The organism is Proteus sp. HMSC14B05, assembly GCF_001808035.1.
GTDB classification, from domain to species: Bacteria; Pseudomonadota; Gammaproteobacteria; order Enterobacterales; family Enterobacteriaceae; genus Proteus; species Proteus mirabilis.
The window spans coordinates 36,755-56,907 of record NZ_KV791997.1 but is presented as its reverse complement, the minus strand read 5'-3'; the positions used below and the strand labels follow the sequence as shown (position 1 = coordinate 56,907).

The window sequence follows — 20,153 nt, the reverse complement described above, 5'->3', positions numbered from 1 at the left end:
TCCTTAATTATTTAGATAAAAAGTCTGGGGTGTATTTTAGATATAACCACATATTATCTTCAGCATAATCACCCGATGTATCATGAGATAAGCTGAGTCCTAATTCTGACTCTTTATTTAAATAATATTTAGCATCGAGCCCTAAACGATAGGTAATATTGGTTTCATCTTGCTCTTCATAACGAGATTTAATACGTGAGTCACTCGTATGACGTTTGTTTAACGCATTTTGCATATAAGCATGGGTTGGAAAATAATCACTCCCCTTTTGCTTGTAACTCTGTACCCCTATCGCACCATTTAGCGATACCTCTCCTTTTTCAAAACGACGGGTATAAGCAACAGGCAAAGAGACAGCGACATAATCTTGTGGGCTGAAGTACCCCCCATGCCCTAATGAGAAGTAATTTTGGTTGTTTTTAAAGTTCATATAGTCCACATGAACACCTGCTTTGACTTCTTGTTGCTCATCTTTGTAGAAGTTTGCATAAGAGCCAAGCCAAACTTTTACCTCTTCATTACTTTCAACACTTTTCCCTTGGTAGTTATAGTATCCCCCACCAATATAAGCACCGACTTTGCCATCATCCCATGCATATTGCGCTTTAGCACCATTACGCGTGACCTGTCCCCAGGTTTCTCCCGTTATAGGATCGGTACGTCCCATATAGGAAAGTAAGCTATCTTTAATCGCTCTACGCTCTGCGGTTAATGTTAACTGTCCATTTTGGCCAATTTTTGGTGAGTAAGTCAGTCCACCAACAATAGTGGAACTATCTTTATTCAAAGGTGTTGTTCCAACATCAAAACGTGTATTGTGATCAGATAAAACCAATCCTAATTCAACACCTGAAGCCCGCTGGCTTCCCGCATCATCTGCGTTTATTTTGTTCTTTTCATCATGATTCTCACTGTTTTTCGCAAAACGTTCAGCATGCTGCAATTGCCCCGAGCCAAAGCGATTAGCGCGCTCTCCAGAAGCCGTACCGCTGGTGATTGAAACGGGATTAATATTAAATTGCCAGCGCCAATCTTCACCAGGAACACTTGAGATAGAAATCGGTGCCGATATTTCAGTCAAATTTGATAATCCCTTATCACCATTACGATGACGAATAGCAATACCACCTTGTACCCAAGGAGATATCTGCTGCTCTAATTGACGAATGGAGCGTTGAACAGCAACCATCTGTTTATCTTCATTTATAGAGCCAGTCATCACACTATTTTCACTCTCTAGTGCCATTAACTGCCCTGCTGCGGTATTCACCGTACCTGTTGTGTTATTTGTCGTTTGCCATTGTGCGCTACGCAATAACGCCAATGCCTGACGATTTTCACCGTTTAATTGCGCTACTTGTGCTGCTTGTAATAGATAAGCAGGTTGTGAAGATGTCGGTATTTGTTGTAACAGTGTTTTGGCTTTACGACCGTCTTTTTGCGCCAAAGCAACTTCAATTTGTGCTTGAAGTAATTTGCTATCTCTCCCTTGCTGTTTTTCAAGGTAAGAGAGAATTTTATTTGACTGCTCTGGCATAGATTGCGCTAAATACACACGACTTAATGCCATTAATAAGTCTGGATCATCAGGACTTACCTTTAATGAGGTGACGAGAGTTTGATAAGCGGCTTTGATTTCACCTTTTTCCCGTAAACTATCCGCTTGCGCAACATTTGTCAGTATAGCTAAACGTTGTTTCTCGGCTGCTGGCGTTTGTTGCTGTAATGCGGGATCATTAATCAAGCTCGAGGCTTGTGCATAACGTCCTAACGCATTAAACACATTGATATGCCCTGCATAATTTCCCACGGAGCCTTTAGTCCCTTTAGCCAGATCATTTTCAATCAATTGCAGTGCTTCATCTTGTGCACCACTATTTACCAGTTTTTCAGCTAATTCCCCTACATCATTTGGATAATCAGCCACTTGGTTGATTAAAGGACGTAGCGTATTGCGCATCGCAACGAGATTGCCCGTTTTATAGTAACGCTCAGCTTGTGTCAGTTGACGATAAAAACGCGCTCTCTCTAATAACGCTTTTTCCGCCTCAGTTTGTTGAGGTTGATTGTTCAGTAGGGTAAAAACTTTATCCCACTGTTTTTGTTCAACATAAAAGAGAGCTGCAATATAATTGGCATCACGTGTTTGACGACGTTCAAGTTGTAAAATGAGCTGATCCGCTTGCGTTTTATCACCTTCGGCTATCATTAAACGGGCTAAATCAAGGTATACCCAATTATTTTGCGGGTTTTTACGTTGTGCCTGAGTTAATAATTGTCTTGCCTGAGTGCGATGACCATTTTCTAACGCCTTTTGCGCATCACGACGTAATCTTTCTGATGGATCAGTATTTGCCGTTAATTTTTGTCGTAAAGATGCGGGTTGTTTTGCTACTAACTGCTCAGCTTGGCTGTTTTTTCCTTGTTGAATAAGCAAGTAGTAATATGCGGAAATAACTTTTTCATTTTTACTATGCTGTTGATATAGTTCAGATAATAGCTGATAAGCAGCAGGTAAATTACCTTGTTTGCGCAATAAATCCGCTTGCAATAAATGTGCTGATAATCCTTTTTCACCCGATGAGTGAGTTAAAGGTAATAATTTATCCAGTGCTTGCTGAGTATTACCTTGCTTAGCTTGTCGTTGCACTTCTCGTAATTGAGAATAAAAACCCGCATCCTCTGCTTGTTGTTTCCATTTTTGCCCTTGTTCCCCCCCTGACTGAGAGGCTTGGTTTAATAACTTTTGTCCGGTTGCCAAATCACCTGAACGTAGAGCCACATAACCTAATCCTGCTAACGCTTGAGCATCTTGACTATCGACCGTTAATGCTTGTTTAAAGTAAGTTGTTGCTTGCTTTAGGTTGCCTGTGTTTAGCGCTTCATACCCCGCTTGTCGGGCATTACCTTGTATTGCTCCTTGGTAATGCTGTGCAATGGCTTTATCGTTAGGATTAGTTTGTAGATAAGATTGATACAGCCCTTCATCATCAGGACGTACATTAAGCCATAGTAAGGCTTGTCTTAATCCATTTTTCGCCGTTTCATCACCAGAAATCTTACTTAAAATAGCAATCCCTTCACGACGAGTTTCTTCGTTATAAGTTAATGTTAATCCTAATGCTTTTTGTGTTTCTTTATTATCTGGCATCCGCTGAGCACGTTGTTTTAACCCAGCAATCGCTTGTGGCAACATTGCCGGTATTCCAGCCATAGTTTGATAATATTCAAGTGATAGCGTATCAGGTGGTTCATGTGTGACAAATAAGCGCTGATAGGCTTTTATTGCCTCTTCATGTTGCCCTTTTTGAGCTAATTCTCTCGCGTAACCCAATTGCTGTTCACTAAATTGAGATGAGCGAATATTTTTTAATCCCGCAATACGCGGATCTTGAGGTGCAATCCGTGCCAGTTTTTCACGCCAATAGCTGGCTTGTTTTTCATTTCCTTGTTGCGCAGTAAAAAAAGCCATTAAATACAGCGCATCTTGATTATTATTTTCCATGATCAGCACTTTTTGTAGCGCTTCAATGGCTCGTTCATCATGCGCTTTTCCATGCCAGTAATTTGCTTGCTCTATTAACGAGCTGACAATATTCGCATCTGTTGCATTAGCAAGCGTGGAATGGGTAACGCCTAATAAGCAACTGGCATAAATCACTTTAACAATCATATTAAGTGTCTGTTTTTTCATTTTATTCCCCCTATTTATCAACATGACGCTTTGATATTTCACTCAGGCGACGCGTTGAGCGACGTTGTAACCAGCAATAAACCACGCTCCCTGTTAGCGCACAAAAACCGACTGCCAACATGCCAAGCAAATAGACATGTCTGGTGCAATACCAAAGAAATTGCTGTAATAGAGGCAGGTCTCCCTGTGAAAAATGTTCTCCTAAATGGAAGCTCATCACCGTATCTTGACCACTAATTAAAGTCAGATCCCCTTTAATAGCGGCATTGACATTTGCATGCTTCAAATCACCAATGATGTTTTTAATTGAGTCATTACCTTTTGCAGTCACTAAAACAACCACACGATCTTTAGCCCAAGGAGAGATAAAACTCATCATTCCCCGCCAATCATTTAACGGAGCAAGATAATTTGCCGCATCACTACTTGGTGATAATGGATCACCGGCTAACCAACTTTTAGCTTTATCTATCAATGAGGGAGATTGGATCTCAAGTTGGTTATTTATAAAAGAGAAGGTTTTTTGTGAAAAAGCACTTGGCAAAAAGCCGTTACTACCTAACTCTCCAATCGCCAAGATATCTTTTTGTGCTAACTGATTTTTTTCTAAGGCTTGCGCACCAAGAAAAACAGAAATATAAGAAACAGGTGTACCAGTTGAATAGCCCGATCTCGCCATTAAATTAACTAACGTATATAGCTCTTCAGTTGTGGGATTTTCTGGCAATAATAATGTGGTTTGAGAAAAATCTGCCCGGCGACTAAATGGGAATGATGCACCTGAAAAATAGGCTAAATTAGGCATTCTGGAATAGTGCCACGTATTTTTGAATTGTAAGGTTGATTGCGGATCAATACGACTAATCAATCCTTGGCCATCCGTTAAAATACAGGGGGCATCATCATACTCATGTAAATCAAAATAGAATTCTAATTGATTTTGACTGTAGATTTGTCGTGGATCTAAATAAAGCGTACTACTTTGCTGTGCACTCTCCATCCCTAACCACTGTCTTAATATTCCTAATGGCTCTGAACGAGAAGGATATAACGCACCAATAAATTGATGGTTTAAAGAGGCAATTAACGAAGAGCGACGGCTATTTATTTTATCTGAATGAGGAAAAACATATTGCAGATCTAAAGGTAGCGCATCTCCATCCCACCAAAAGAGATCGGGTGAGACACGAAACGAAAATTGATTAGGAGCATGATTTATTCCTTGGCGAGTAAAATCATCACGACCATGAGCTATCTCACCCAATGTTACAGGATGATTGGTATTTAACCAACGTGGGGCATCATAATCCTGACGTACCGGAATATGTTGAGCAGCAACCGTTAATTGGTCATTTGGTGGTAATTTGCCACTATTTAATGCCCATGCAGCTTGACGTAATGTTTTTTCATCATCACCGCTAATCAGTAATAATTTAAATACGGGATCAACAGGGTTATCGACTATCGTGAGCTGCCCATTTTTTCCTGATGGTAAGGTAATACCTGCAATAGTCTGTCCGGCATAACCAATTAAAACACCATCGCTATCAGGTAGTTGATTCATTAATACAGGTAAATCTATTTGTTTAATATCATGACTAAAACTACCAAACCAAGAAGCAGCAATAGCGGCAGCTGTTACCTGCCCATTATCTGGTTTATCGGCTAAAACAATAGGTAACGAGGTCGCTGTCATTCTGTCAGGATCAAAGAACGGTAGGGGCAGTCGTTCCAAGCTATACCCGCCATTAATCCAACGACCTCGATAATTTAATGATGAATCGGGCGAAATCACCAAACTTAACTCATCAGCTAAAGGAGGCATACACTGCTTTTCATCTAAAGCATCGCGACTGGCAAGGCGAAAACTCAAGTTGTTTACATTGGTCAACATCATTTCAGGGATCTCTAACATATACTCATGTTCTTGCTCACCTTCTTCTAAAGGCAAAAATCCCATAGGTTGACCATTTAGCATCAAATGTAACGTTTGATCGGCTTGCACTAATCCCGATGAAGCTTTCACTTTCATGGTGAGTGTCGCACTATCGATAAACAGATCATTTGCCATACGAAATGTCACGCCGGATAATAAACGTCGACCGGATAATACTATTGGTGATGGACTCCCCATTTGAGCTAATGTTAACTGCTCTTCAATATTACGTGCCTCGGAGAGTGCAACATTATCAAATAGTTGCGTACTTACTGTGGGTTGTAGTGGCGGATGAGTATAAGATGTTGGCTCTGGTAATACTTCACCATCTAGCTCTAGCATTCCTGTTGTCGCATAGCAAAAATGAATACTCGCCATGGCAATAACCGTCAGACTTAGTATTGATGTCAGTTTCTTTTTCATACCTAGTCATCCCCATTAATAGATTGCACAGAGAGAGAGGTTTTTGTTCTTTTTACCGGTGCTTTTACTTTTTGACGACGACCAAAGAACAACTCAAAAATACAGCCAGTGATAGCACCTAACTCTTTTAATGGTTTGTCTTGATATTGTGTTTGATGAACCCAAGCATCTGCTCGACCAAAGATCACCCGTACTAACTTACGGCGTAGATTTAAATCCATTGGTAAAAAAGCGAGACGTAACTGGCTATTTTCTAAACTGACCATTTCCACAGGAAGCGTAACAACATCACGTTGCACCATTAACGTAATGCTATTAACAGTACGCTGGCGTAATTCAGCTATTTTATTAATCGCAATACGCACTCCCCCCATAGAAATATCTTCGGTGGTAGTTTGTAATTCAGCGCCATCATCAAAATGTAAAGTGATAGGAAGTGATGCCTTAATGCGGGTATTTTTACGAATTTGGCGTGTTTCTTTACCTACTGCGATCGATGCCAACACAATAAATAAACTATAAGTTGCCCAAACCAAATTCAATACAATGACTAAAGGGTCGATGCCTTGAAAATCATTTAATAAATAACGAATGATGACCCATGAAATACCCATAACTAGAAGCAGTGCAGTAATAATCAAAGGTCGTACCGTTAGATAATCCATATAGCTTTTATCAAGCAAATCGCCTTTATCAGTGACATTAAATTTACCTAATTTAGGCGAGACTAAACTGAGCAATGTAGGCAGTACTAAACTAAATGCCATCACTGTTTCATAGATTTCTCCCCAGAAAGAATAGCGATATTTACCAATATTTCGTGAGTTTACATACACCGACATAATTAAATGTGGTAATGCAAAGGCAAAAATCATACTGGCAGAAGAGGCGATAATATTGAGGTTGAATAACATAAACAGTAAAGGTGCGGTTAAAAAGATAATCCGAGGCAACCCATACTGAAAATGCATCATCGCATTGAGATAACATAACCGCTGAGGAAACGTTAAGCCACGGCCTAACATAGGGTTATCAACACGAAAGATTTGTGTCATTCCTCTAGCCCAACGAATACGTTGATTAACATGTAATGCTAAACGCTCTGTTGCTAGACCTGCAGCTAAAGGAATATCAATAAATGCCGAATTCCAACCTAAACGTTGTAATTTTAATGCCGTATGGGCATCTTCTGTGACTGTCTCAACCGCAATACCACCAATTTCTTCTAGGGCGCTACGACGCATTACCGCACATGAACCACAGAAGAAGGTTGCATTCCAATTATCATTACCTCGTTGAACAGGGCCATAAAAAAGTGCACCTTCGTGAGGGCCGTTTTTGGCGGCACTTAAATTACGTTCAAAAGGATCGGGTGAATAGAAATAGTGTGGTGTTTGCACCAAAGCTAATTTTGGATCTTCAAGGAAATAACCCACCGTTGCCTGTAAAAATATACGGGTAGAGATATGGTCACAATCAAAGACGCAAATAAGCTCACCATCAGTTAATGCCATTGCGTGATTTAGATTACCTGCCTTAGCGTGATCGTGCTCTTCACGCTCAATATAAGTCACACCAACATCATTGGCGAATTGCTTAAACTCTTCACGGCTACCATCATCCAAAAGATAAATTTTCATTTTATCTTTTGGATAATCAATACCTTGTGCAGCTAAAACCGTATCACGTACCACATCTAAATTTTCGTTATATGTGGGTACATAAATATCCACTGTTGGCCATAACGAGATATCTTTTGGTAATGGCGCTATTTTTCTATTTAATGGCCAAGCTGTTTGGAAATAACCTAAAACTAAAATAATCCAAGAGTAAATCTCAGCTAAAAATAATCCTGTACCCAATATCCCTTCAATAGAGGTATTAAAATTAAGTGTGTGGGTTGCTCGCCAATACAGATAACGTGTAGACATTAACAATGATAAAAAAATCATTGTTAATAATCGTTTTTTTGATTTTTTAGAGCCAATAATAAATAACAGCAGAATATTAATTATACCAAATATATATTGTTGTTTAGCACTCATTGGCATAACAATAAGCGAAAACATTGTTATTAATAAAAAAGCTGTTATTAATAGTTTAAATAATTTATTCATAACCCCGTACCTTGCCATTGCTATTATTTTCTTTTTTAAGAAAAAATTCATTCTTGGTACGATAGACCAATAAAATTTTTTAAAAAAATAAAATACCAATAGCTATAAATTGACACAAGTCAATATCATTTATATATAAGAGCTTGTTTAATTAGCTGATGCAATAAATGAAAATATCTTTTGCAATGAGAGCTTTTCATTTACTTGGCACTTATCTGTGGTTTTTTTTTCAAATAACTGATTATCTAGCAAACACTTACTTTGCTTATTAACTCTATTTTTTTCTTTTACTTCCGAGGCTAAATCTTGTGAATAAGAAAGAGAAGTCGCTATATTAGCTGTTTGTTTTTGTCTCTTTTTAACTTTAGATATATTCAATAACTCTTCATTATCCCCTGATAGGGAGCCTTTATTATCCTGTTGATTTATAACACTATTGCCAATATTACAGGCTATATTACCTGTCGTTTGAGAAGAGAAATCTTGAAAAGTAAACCCCTCTTCCTGAAACTTATTTTTTAAATTATCTATATCATCATACATAATATGAACCCTTAAATAATCGCACCTAATACCTTGTCAAACAATTAAAAACCTCACCAAGATAAGGATACAAAAACAATTAAAATAAGCTTATTTAAAAGCTAACACCTAAGAGTTGCAGGACAACTTTCATTTATTTATACAAACCTAAATCAGGCAGAGTAATTTTACTTGTAAAATATTTCATCTAATAAAAAGGACACTGTCTAATTGTAAGTAATGATTATTTAATTTGAATTGTATAATTATTTTAATAGGAAATACAACGCCTTCAAAATAGCTATTTTTCACTCAGCTTGTATTTTATTTTATCTAACTGTGTATTTTTACTTAATACAATGTTAATGAAAAACACAAAAAAAAAAGTCTCTTTTTAACGTAAAAAAGCAGGTTAATTCCCCATCTAATAACGTAATAAAACTAATAACAAATTGTATAAATTTTATAAAAATAAAATCCTGTAATTATTACCTTGTAATATAATTTATTCTAAGAAGAAAAAACATTGAGAAAAGTAATATGAAAATTTTCAGCTACTGATCTTTTTTAAATGTAAAATATGGCTCACAAAGCAAAATGCGATGTTGTTTTTTTGTGTTGATCATCATCAAAAAAAGACACATTTTTATAAGCGAAAAGTGTATTTTTTTCATAGAGTAGCTAACACATTGTCATGCTATAAAAAGAAAATAACTTTATTTATTCAGACCCATTAAGATAATCTAAAAAAAATAACTTAAAAGAGATGATTTAATAACAATATTCTTTATTGTTTATTAATAGGAAAAACAACTATCATTAACCATAAAATCAGGATAATTAACTAAGATTATATTTTACGTATTAAATAATATTGTTAATAATACTTAATAAAAAGAATAAATATACTAGATACGAATACATTAATTAACTTTAACACTATAATAACAATAAATTTTTAACCAACTGATTTATAATAAATAATGCACACCTTGTAGATACTATTACTATATACACGTATTAATACGTATATTTTTGTTTTTTTATATCATTAAATAGCACTTAACTACGTTTTTATACTAATAAAAATACATCAAATAGCAACCATCTATTTTAGATGTGATGTTAACGATAACATTTTTAAAACCACTCCTTTTAAGAGTATTCCTATCATATTAATCCATATTTTCTTTATTAAAATCTAAAAACCAGTCATTTTATGATAGTTTTTCTATTAAAAATGGGGTTAGAAAAAACGTTTCACCTCCTGACAAGATCACAAAATGCGCTTATCTACGATTGTTTCTATGCTATCTTTAATAAATAGTGATAAATCTTATAATCTGTGGAAGTAATAGACAGAGAAAAAACGCATTAACTGAAGTGATGACCATTAAGCACCATAGCTTCTTCTCTATTTAATTAAGCTACGGATTACATTTACAGGATAACTAAGAGACTGATATGTATTATGGTTTTGATATGGGCGGCACAAAAATCGAGCTCGCCGTTTTTGATAAAGATCTGACTCAAGTATGGCAAAAACGTGTACCAACGCCAAAGAATGATTATCAAGCTCTATTAAATGTTTTTAAAACACTCACTTTAGAAGCTGATAATGATTTAGGCTGTAAAGGAAAAATAGGTATCGGTGTTCCTGGCATCGTCAACGCAAAAGAAGGAACTGTATTTACCACCAACGTGCCTGCTGCCAAATATAAACCGATGATCCACGATCTGGCTAATATTCTTGAACGCCCCGTCAAAGTTGAGAATGATGCTAACTGTTTTGCCTTATCAGAAGCATGGGATCCTGAATTTCGTCATTATCCTTCAGTACTGGGTTTAATATTAGGTACGGGTGTTGGCGGTGGTTTTGTCATTGATGGCAAAGTACTCTCTGGTAAAAATGGTATTGCCGGTGAAATAGGTCACATGAATCTTAATGTAGATGCTGATAATGTGATTGGTGAGACCATGCCAAAAATATTATGCGGTTGTGGTAGAAAAGCCTGCTTTGAGACTTATTTATCTGGTCGTGGTTTTGAACGTATGTATAAAGCCTTTAATGGTTCACCACAAAGAGCGGTAGATATCGTTGCACAATATTATCAAGGTGATGAACAGACCCAACAGCATGTTGACCGCTATATGAAAGTATTAGCCATTTACCTTAATAATATTCTGACTGTACTTGACCCACATTTAATTGTCATTGGTGGCGGTTTATCGCAATTTGACGCACTGTATACCCTATTACCCGATTATCTCTCACATTGCGTATACGGTAATACGCAAATTCCAACAATAGAAAAAGCACGTTATGGTGATGCGGGTGGAGCAAGAGGTGCTGCCTGCTTAAATTTATTAGACTGAATATAATAGAAGAAGAGCCATCTAACAGAAAGGCTCTTCTCTTTACAGTAGATTCAGAAATAAAGGTTATCACCTACAATAAAGGCTTATCGTTATGGATCGTCTCTGGCTAAAAAGAAGAATTTATATTCTCAGTGGTTTAACTATCCTTCTTTTCTTATTACAAATTATAGGGAGCCTCTTCCCAGTCCATCTTCTTCAATATGGTATTATTCCAAGAAGCAGCGAAGGTTTATTCGGTATCTTTATTTCACCTTTTATTCATGGCTCATGGTCTCACCTTTTTAGTAATTTATTACCTTTTCTTATACTTAGCTTTTTATTGATGACACAGTCATTACGAGAATATTGCTATTCAAGTATTTTTATCATTATCATCAGTGGGTTATTAGTTTGGTTATTTGGGCGTAACGCTATTCATGTCGGTGCAAGTGGGTGGATCTTTGGATTATGGTCACTGCTAATTGCCCATGCTTTTACTCGCCATAAAATTATCGATATCGTCATCGCCTTATTTGTGCTGTTTTATTACGGCTCTATGGCTTATGGATTAATCCCCGGGCAATTAGGAGTTTCTACAGAATCACATATCGCAGGCGTTATCTCTGGGTTGCTTTATGCTTGGTGTGCAAGAAAAATCATTCGTCGGAAAAGCCGTGTAGTAGAAATAATAAAATGAAATAATTACACCATCATTTATCAATAACAAGTTGATAAAATTGATATATTAATACCAATATTTACTTTAATATGCATTTTTATAGGAAGAATTGAACTAGAATTAATCTATCTCTAAGTGAATGTTTAAACCAATAAGCGAGCCTATTATGAAAAAAATACTAGTTTTATTAATTGGTAGTACATTGGCTTTTGCATCTCAAGCCAATTCAAACCAACAAAATAGTGGTGGTTTTGTTGCCCCACAAAGCGCTATCACCACCACAGAGCAAGGTGGATTTAAAGGCCCTTCAATTAGCGAAACGACCGTTGCTAAAGCAAAAACACTTTCAGATGATACTTGGGTTATCTTAACAGGCAAAATCACCAAAAAAATTGGTGATGAGCTTTATGTTTTTGAAGACACAACAGGTGCTATTAATGTTGAAATAGACCAAAAAAGATGGCGTGGTCAAACCGTTACGCCTGAGAATACCGTAAAAATTGAAGGTAAGATCGATAAAGAGTGGACAAGTACTGAAATCGATGTAAAACAACTGAGCATTGTTAAATAACTATACTCTTTAAAAAGACACATAAAGATTAAAACATTATGTGTCTTTTTATTTATTCCCTTCTTTTATCCTTATCCATTGATGCTTCCTTCATCAATTTACCATTGAACTATGAACAATATAGCGCCACCATTTTATTGTTATCTCCGCCACAAAAGCTTTTTTGATTGTTTTTATTTTAAGTAAGAAAAAATACTCAAATTACGTAATTATTAAATATTTTTTATAAAAAAACAAAACGCATCAAAAAATGACGGCTATAATTTGATAAATTACTATACCGCCATAGGAGGATGTATGTTTAAAAAATATTTATTAGCAATTTCTTTATTAGCATTATCCAGCGGTACTACTTTAGCAGCTAACCCTATTGCTAAATTAAAAATCACAGGAAGGATCAAGCCTCCGACTTGTACTATCAATAATGAAGAGCAAGAAGCCACAATCATCTACAACTTTGATATCACTCCAGGTCTTTTCCCTGAAAAGGGTGACTTAAAGTTAGCAGGTCAATCAAAAAACATTGTTATTTCTTGTGATTCAAGTACTTATTTAGCTTTTGTTGCAACAGATAATAGATTAGGAACACAGAGCCAAGAAAGTGAAGCCTTCTTTGGTTTAGGTCACTATCAATTTAAAAATAAAGATGATGGAAAAAATGCAGAAACAAAAGTAGGCTATTACACCATCAATATCAGCAATGCCACTGTCAAAAAAGAAGATGGTAGTAAGTTTGAAAAAGCTTATATCAAATCTAACAACGCCACGACATCAGTTCCTAATACATTAATTCATAAACAAAGTGAGTATGGTTGGGCTTTGCCTGGTAAGACATCTGTTGCAGGAAAATCTTTTGCTGCTGACTTTGAAGTCAAACCCGTCATTAATAGCCAAATGAAAAAAATCGAAGGCGAAGCTGAATTAGATGGCTTAGCCACTTTGACATTTCAATTTGGTATTTAATATTAATAAAGTGTAAGGTATTTAACAATTACCTTACACTTTTTATTATATGTTTTTTCATTCATTATAATAAGACTCGTATTTAAATACTCAAACAAAGAAAGTAATTTATTAATTATCTTATTTTGATTTAAATAACATTTAATGACTATCTTATTAAGATTAAAATATTTAATTCTTATCTTTTTTATGCATTTAAAGTTTATTTAATTATAAATACTATTTTTTATTTTTTATCAGCGTATAATTATTTGTAAGGTATTCTTATTAAGATAATAATATAAATAAGCAACTTAAAAAGTTGAGAGCATTTTATTATTTTTGAAAAAATAAAGTGCATTAAAAAGGTATATATGTATCGAATTAAGATATATATATACTTCCACTGGAGGATGTATGTTTAAAAAAAGTTTATTAGCTGTTTCTTTACTTGCTCTAACAAGTAGTGTTGCCTTTGCTGCTACACCTACTGCTAAACTAAAAGTTATCGGTACTATTCAAGCCCCTACTTGTACAGTTAATGGGGAAACAAGTGAGACTACTGTTGAATATAAATTCGATGTTAGCCCAGGCCTTTTCCCAGCAAAAGGTAATCTAACATTAGAACCAATTTCACACAACATTACTGTTACTTGTGATGCTAGAACCTATTTAGCTTTTGTTCCTACAGATGATAGAGCAGGTTCAGAATTAGAAGCAAATGCGGCTAACTTTGGTTTAGGTACACACCACGAAACAAACAAAGAGGGTGAAGCTGTAGATACTAAAGTAGGTTTCTATGGTATTACCATGAAAAATGCGACAGTAAAACCAACTGCTGATGCAGAAGAAGCTAAAGTTTCTGTATTCTACAATGGTGCTGTAAACAGTTCTCAAAGTCTTCAAAAAGAAAAAGTGTTTGCGTGGGCTAAAAGCTCTAGCGATTTCTCTGCCGGTGAAGTATTTGCAGCTGATTTCGAAATCAAACCAACTATCAATAGTGAACTAAAAAATAGCGGAGGTGAACCTAAATTAGATGGTTTAGCAACTCTTGCTTTCCAATTTGGTATCTAATTTAATTAAATTAATCTAAATTAATTTAAAATAGAATGTAAGAAATTAAACAAATTTCTTACATTCTTATTTTCCACAAAAACAACCTTCTCGATAATATCAAAAAAAAACCATCAAGAAAAAATCTATATTTTAGGTATAAAATATAGAAACACCATCAAATAAAGAAAATCATTTTCTGATAAATTATATTATATTTAATCTTTTGTTAAATTATTAATTCAAAAAATTTAACCAAGGGTGTTAATATTTATATATACGAGTATAATATATAAATGCAATCTTATTTAGATGATTTTTATATACTTTGAGTCACTCTAAAAACTTGAGATTTTTATTATTTAAAATCAAACGATATGAGAGGTTATAAATAATCTTTTTAAGATAGTTTTATATCGCTCATGGAGGATATATGTTCAAAAAAAGCTTATTAGCTATTTCTTTACTTACTTTATCAAGTAGTATCGCTTTCGCTGCGACACCAACCGCTAAATTAAAAGTAAGTGGGGATATCCAACCACCAACTTGTACAATTAATGGCGAAACAAGTGAAACTACTGTTGAATATACTTTTGCTGTAACTCCTGGCCTTTTCCCTGCAAAAGGTGATTTAACATTAGAGCCTCAATCAAAAAATATTGTCGTAACTTGTGATGCAAAAACTTATCTAGCTTTTACTCCTACTGATAATAGAGCTGGGACAGAAAAAAAAGAAGGTGATTCTTATTTTGGTTTAGGCAGTTATAAGATGGCAGTCGATGGAAAAGAGGCTGTTGATACTAAAGTAGGTTACTACACAGTTTCAATGAAAAATGCCACAGTAAAAGAAGATTTGACTAGTGAAGAAAAGAAAGTCTATGTAATGGATTCTAGATATGGCAGATCTACTTCTAAGACACTAGTAAAAAATGATTCATTAGGTTGGGCTCGTAGTAATGCTAATGATTATGCTGACGGTCAAGTATTTGCGGCAGATTTTGAAGTCACACCAACCATCAATAGCGCACTAAAAAATAGTGATGGTGATGCTAAGTTAGATGGTTTAGCCACATTAACATTCCAATTCGGAATTTAATTAAAAAAAACGTAAGAAATCATTTGGGTTTCTTACGTTTTTATTTAAATATTTTTATAAATTATCAGATATAGAAAGTCTTTTATTAATTATCTTATATAGACTATATATTTTAGAGTAGCCGATTTGATATAGAATATAAAAACCCATTTTAAAATCACCAATTAAATTACAAGACTGTTTTTTATTTTCTATAAGCGTATAATTAATTAAAAATTATTATAAAGGTCGAATTAGTTAAATACATCAGAAAAAGAAACTACACTAGCTGGCTTTAGGTTATTATGAATATTATAAAATCTTTTTATTTTACCTTACCATTTTTAAGTATTTCATTAGTATCAACATCTGCTTTTGCAGATATTTATAACGATCTAGCACCATCATTTAATGATGATTGTTTTGTGTCACAAAAAGATATAACCATAGAGTATCATAATCTTAAAGCTTATATGTTTAAATCTAATGAAAATAATAAGTTAGATGATCGTTATACATTAATAAATATAAGCTGTCCTTCACCTGTTTCACCTGTACTATTTTCAATAAAAGCAGATGAAAAAATGGGAACAACCACAGATAATGATCAAACTCATTTTGGCCTTGGCACTATAAATACAACAGGTAAGATTGGTTTTTTCCAGGTATCTATTGAAAAAGCAACAGTAGATGGCATTGATGTTAATATTTATGAAACAGATAACGAAAATAATATTGGAATAATAAAAACAAGCCCACAATTAAAAATAGGCACTCTAAACGGATTTAGTCAAGATGGTGTAACACCTTCGAAAGGGAATAACTATCAATTAAAGTTAAAAATTTCACCAACAATTTATAGTTTAAAAGAAACAAATGGCCCTCTTGTCGATGGTGGAGAACTTTCAGGCTCTCTATTATTCGATTTTTCATTTGGATCTTAAAATTTAAAAACGCGACGTTTTACTATGGGGTTCATTATGCATTTTCGATATCGTAAAATGATATTTTTATTATTAGCTTATCTAATTAACAATAATTTAGCATTAGCTGATAATAAAAATATCGAGTTTGATATTGACTCACTTAAATCTCTTGGTTATGGCAGTGAAATCGCTGATTATTTTAAAGAAGGAAGTCATTTTCTTCCTGGTTATCATGATGTAACAATTATAGTAAATAGTAGCCTTAACTATTCTGATAATATTCTTATTAATGAATCAGGTAATCTTTGCTTAAATAATCAATTAATAGATAAGCTGAAATTAAAAAAAAAGAGATAAATTCAGATTGTGCTGATTTTTTAGAGATATATCCTAAATCAGATATTACCTATCACCCAAATAACAACTCTATTGATATCACTATTAATGATGATTACTTCGATCAAAGTGCCTATGGTAATGAATTAACCTATGGTGGCTTAGGGGTATTCAACAACTATAGAATCTATGGTATGAAGTTAAATGGCTCTAATAATAGGAATTTTTATCAAGGTGATTTTAAAACAGGTATAAATTTTTATAATTGGATTTTACGTAATAACAGTAGCTTTTCTTCAGGTGATGGGAAAACTTACTATAGATTTAATGAAACAACGCTTTCACGTACAATAGAACGCATCAAAGCCATTTTACAATTAGGCCAAATTACATCTAATAGTGAGTTATTAGATAGTGCTGATGTGAATGGTTTTCAATTATATTCAGATAGTAGCTATCAAAACAGTAAGTTGACAGTTCCTATTACTGGGATGTCTGAAAAACCGGCTACCGTTGAAGTCACACAAAATAATCGATTGTTATATAGAACGATAATACCTGCAGGCCCTTTCCAATTAAATAACATTAGTGGTGTATCATCAAGTCAACCATTACATGTCAAAGTTATTCAAGATGATGGTACTATTCAAGAATTTGATGTTATTACATCAAATAAAGACTTAAAAAATCCACAGAGTAGTACCAGCTTTAACTTTTTTATGGGGAAATATAGAAAAAACTCAAGTGATGAACGCATACATACTCCTTTTATTACCGGTTTTGAAGGTGGCATTAATTATTTAAATCATAATTTTCTAGGGGGTATGGAAATATCATCAAAATATAAGTCCATTGTAGGTAGCGTAAATAGCGTTTTTGGTGAACATCGTCCTTTATCTACTGGCTTTGGTATTAAATATGCATCTTCTTCTAATAAAGGTGATGGCTTCCAAGCAAATGCTAATTTAAGTTTACCTGTATCAGTATTCTCTCTAGGCTTATCAACAATATATCGTTCACGCAACTATTCCACACTCTATGAATCTCTACAAATAGATAATATAGAAGACCCATTAGATGATAATCTTGCTAATAATCAGACAAAAACATCAAGCTCATTATCTCTAAGCTTAGGAAATCAACGTTATGGATCACTGAGTTATAGCCTTAGCTATAGCCAATATTATGGTGATAAAAAAGACAATTATTCAAATACCATTTCTTATGGAAAAAGATTTCCATTTATGTCTTTTAATATTAGCTATCAAAAAAGTAGTAATTTTGAAGATCGTACATTTGTAAACATCAACGTACCTATTAATAATTCATCATCATTTAGTACTCAATACCAACATTATAAAACATCATCTTTAACAACAAATTATAGTAATTATCATAATGATTTATTTAGATATTCTATCGGGGCAACTGCTGATAAAGACAGTAAAGATAAGAATATTAGCGGTAATATCAATGCAACAACCGCTTACAGCCAAATTAGTGCGACAGGCTCCTTTAGTAATAGTAATCAAAAATCGGCGATGCTGACAGCATCTGGTGCTATTGCTTATAGTGATGGATTTTTTGCTACTTCTCCTGTGGAGTTAGGAGATACTTTCGGTATTTTACGTGTTCCAGGACAATCTGGTATTTTAGTTAACTCTATGGGTGGTGGTACGACAATAACTAATCACTTTGGTACCGCCGTTATTCCTAACTTACCTGTAAATAAAAAAACAACTGTTCTATTAAATACTAAAAATTTACCACTCAATGTTATGTTAGGCACAACATCCTTTGATATTGCATTGGCAAAAGGTACTGTTTTTTCTCGTGAGATCCCTGTCAATACAATGAAGCAAGTTTTATTAGAAATAAAAAAACCAGATGGTAAACCTGTTAATACAGCAAATAGTGTTATTGATGATAAGGGAAATCTAATAGGTGTTATTATGGGGGACGGTAATGTTATAATAAGTAATGAGCAAATCGGTAAGCCACTAAAAGTAAAATCAGATAATGGTGACATCTGTTCTGTTGATTATTCAGTTCCAGAAGAATTTAATCCAGACTTTTTATATGAAAAAGTTGATGCAATTTGTAAGTAATACAAAGAGGATAGTCTAATTATGAAAATACTAAAAGGAATGATTTTTCTCATTCTATTAATAAGTCATTTTTCTCATGCTAGTTTTCAATTGGAAACCATGACTGTTATTTTAGATTCAGAAGAACCAAGAAAGATTTTTAATGTTAAAAATACGGGTAGTGAACCTATTTTATTATCAACAAAAGTCAGCGATTTAGATAAACAACACGAAATAGCAAAAAATATTATTATAACTCCACCTATTACAAGAATAGAGCCAGATCAAAGTCAGAATATTAATTTTATTTTAAAAGACGGTATTGAATTTGATGATGAACAAATTTTAAAAGCCTCTTTCCAAGGTATTGGTGTTGCAAAGGTCAATTCAACAAAAATGCCTATCAGACAAGATATTGCGATGTTAATTATTCCAAAAGGGTTAACCATAGAACGTGAACCTTGGAAAAATCTAGAAGTAAAACAGGTCAATAATCAATTAATATTAAAGAATAATGGTAAACAAGTTATTCGTATGGCTCCCGCTTTTAGCTCTTTACCAAGCAATAACGGTTATAGTATTGGTCAATTTTATATTCGTCCTCAAGAAGAAATTAAAGTTGATGTAAAAGAAAAGTTAACAGAAATAAAAATATCACCTTTAAGTCGTTATGGATTTAAATTAGCAGGTGACATTAAAATGAAAGTTAATAATTAAAATAATTAATATATAAAGCCTTGATATGTTATATCAAGGCTTTTTTATTTATGTAGACATTTATATTATTAACCCTATATATTTATTTTTACAAAAATCTACACGCTTATACTTTATTTGAATTGACCTTCCTGTAGGGGGAAAGATTATTGTTCTCTGTATTCGTATCTATAAGGAATACATGATGAAAAAATTACTTTTTCCCTCTCTCTTAGTATTGTCAACGGTTAGTGGTACTGTACAAGCGGCAAATCATGCTGTAGTTGAAGTTTATAAAACCGAAAATTGTGGTTGCTGTAATTTGTGGGCTGATGGTGTAAAAGAAGCGGGCTTTGATGTTAATGTCAATATTGTCTCTGAAACAGAATTAATGCAAAAATATCAGCAAGCAGCAGTCCCTGATAATTTATTAAGCTGTCACTATGCAACATACCAAGGCAAAGACTTAGTCGGACATATTCCTATCGATAGCTTAAAAAATATAGACTTAATGGATAAAAAGCAAACAGGCATTGCTGTTGCAGGTATGCCAGCGGGTAGCTTAGGTATGTATGCAGGGGACTATAAAGAACCTTATCAAGTCATTGCTTTTGATAAAGCAGGTAATCAATCACTATTTAAATCATACAATTAATTTTTACGCTCATCATATTGATGTAACAAGAATATTTCTCTCCTATTATATTATTCTTATTTTATTTTCTGCCTGTACTAAAA

Annotated in this window: 15 protein-coding genes; 11 read left to right on the top strand and 4 right to left on the bottom strand. The window is 34.1% G+C overall.

The annotated features are described in order from the left end of the window. Positions 1-7 precede the first annotated feature (7 nt). From HMPREF3129_RS13145 to HMPREF3129_RS13130, 4 genes are all read right to left on the bottom strand, one after another. Complete coding sequence (locus HMPREF3129_RS13145) at positions 8-3,694, bottom strand: cellulose biosynthesis protein BcsC (protein ID WP_036919405.1); 3,687 nt, start codon at positions 3,692-3,694, stop codon at positions 8-10. 10 nt (positions 3,695-3,704) lie between these two features. Next, entirely contained in the window at positions 3,705-6,053 is a 2,349-nt protein-coding gene (gene bcsB, locus HMPREF3129_RS13140) for a cellulose biosynthesis cyclic di-GMP-binding regulatory protein BcsB (RefSeq protein WP_070487064.1), read from the bottom strand. Positions 6,054-6,055: 2 nt separating this feature from the next. Continuing rightward, the gene (gene bcsA / locus HMPREF3129_RS13135; protein WP_052124576.1) at positions 6,056-8,170 is read right to left on the bottom strand and encodes a UDP-forming cellulose synthase catalytic subunit; all 2,115 of its coding nucleotides are present in this window, start codon (positions 8,168-8,170) and stop codon (positions 6,056-6,058) included. Positions 8,171-8,317: 147 nt separating this feature from the next. Further along, a complete protein-coding gene (locus HMPREF3129_RS13130; RefSeq protein ID WP_036919401.1) occupies positions 8,318-8,713 on the bottom strand; it encodes a hypothetical protein in 396 nt (131 codons plus the stop codon). A gap of 1,443 nt (positions 8,714-10,156) precedes the next feature. On the opposite strand from HMPREF3129_RS13130, the gene nagK reads away from it, so the two are divergent. The 11 genes from nagK to HMPREF3129_RS13075 all read left to right on the top strand — a co-directional run bounded on the left by nagK (position 10,157) and on the right by HMPREF3129_RS13075 (position 20,070). After that, complete coding sequence (nagK, locus tag HMPREF3129_RS13125) at positions 10,157-11,068, top strand: N-acetylglucosamine kinase (protein ID WP_036919399.1); 912 nt, start codon at positions 10,157-10,159, stop codon at positions 11,066-11,068. Between the two features lie 94 nt (positions 11,069-11,162). Next, positions 11,163-11,747 carry a rhomboid family intramembrane serine protease gene (locus tag HMPREF3129_RS13120; protein ID WP_004246556.1) on the top strand — a complete coding sequence of 195 codons (585 nt, stop codon included), beginning with the start codon at positions 11,163-11,165 and terminating at the stop codon, positions 11,745-11,747. Positions 11,748-11,895: 148 nt separating this feature from the next. Continuing rightward, positions 11,896-12,300: a YgiW/YdeI family stress tolerance OB fold protein gene (locus tag HMPREF3129_RS13115; protein WP_004249797.1), complete on the top strand. Its 405-nt coding sequence runs from the start codon at positions 11,896-11,898 to the stop codon at positions 12,298-12,300. Between the two features lie 297 nt (positions 12,301-12,597). Then, positions 12,598-13,263: a fimbrial protein gene (locus tag HMPREF3129_RS13110; protein ID WP_004246559.1), complete on the top strand. Its 666-nt coding sequence runs from the start codon at positions 12,598-12,600 to the stop codon at positions 13,261-13,263. A gap of 396 nt (positions 13,264-13,659) precedes the next feature. Further along, positions 13,660-14,316 (top strand): DUF1120 domain-containing protein, encoded by a 657-nt coding sequence (locus HMPREF3129_RS13105; protein WP_004246560.1) that lies wholly within the window; start codon positions 13,660-13,662, stop codon positions 14,314-14,316. A gap of 412 nt (positions 14,317-14,728) precedes the next feature. Beyond that, positions 14,729-15,391, top strand: coding sequence for a DUF1120 domain-containing protein (locus HMPREF3129_RS13100; protein ID WP_004246561.1), 663 nt, complete (start codon positions 14,729-14,731; stop codon positions 15,389-15,391). A 284-nt stretch (positions 15,392-15,675) separates the two neighbouring features. Beyond that, on the top strand, positions 15,676-16,314 hold the full coding sequence (locus HMPREF3129_RS13095) for a hypothetical protein (RefSeq protein ID WP_004246562.1): 639 nt from the start codon (positions 15,676-15,678) through the stop codon (positions 16,312-16,314). Between the two features lie 36 nt (positions 16,315-16,350). Next, positions 16,351-16,653: a hypothetical protein gene (locus HMPREF3129_RS13090; RefSeq protein WP_223232002.1), complete on the top strand. Its 303-nt coding sequence runs from the start codon at positions 16,351-16,353 to the stop codon at positions 16,651-16,653. Positions 16,654-16,826: 173 nt separating this feature from the next. Further along, positions 16,827-18,740, top strand: coding sequence for a fimbria/pilus outer membrane usher protein (locus HMPREF3129_RS13085; RefSeq protein WP_036919396.1), 1,914 nt, complete (start codon positions 16,827-16,829; stop codon positions 18,738-18,740). Between the two features lie 21 nt (positions 18,741-18,761). Next, positions 18,762-19,436 (top strand): fimbria/pilus chaperone family protein, encoded by a 675-nt coding sequence (locus HMPREF3129_RS13080; protein ID WP_004246565.1) that lies wholly within the window; start codon positions 18,762-18,764, stop codon positions 19,434-19,436. A gap of 184 nt (positions 19,437-19,620) precedes the next feature. Continuing rightward, complete coding sequence (locus HMPREF3129_RS13075) at positions 19,621-20,070, top strand: DUF411 domain-containing protein (protein WP_004249975.1); 450 nt, start codon at positions 19,621-19,623, stop codon at positions 20,068-20,070. Positions 20,071-20,153: the final 83 nt, after the last annotated feature.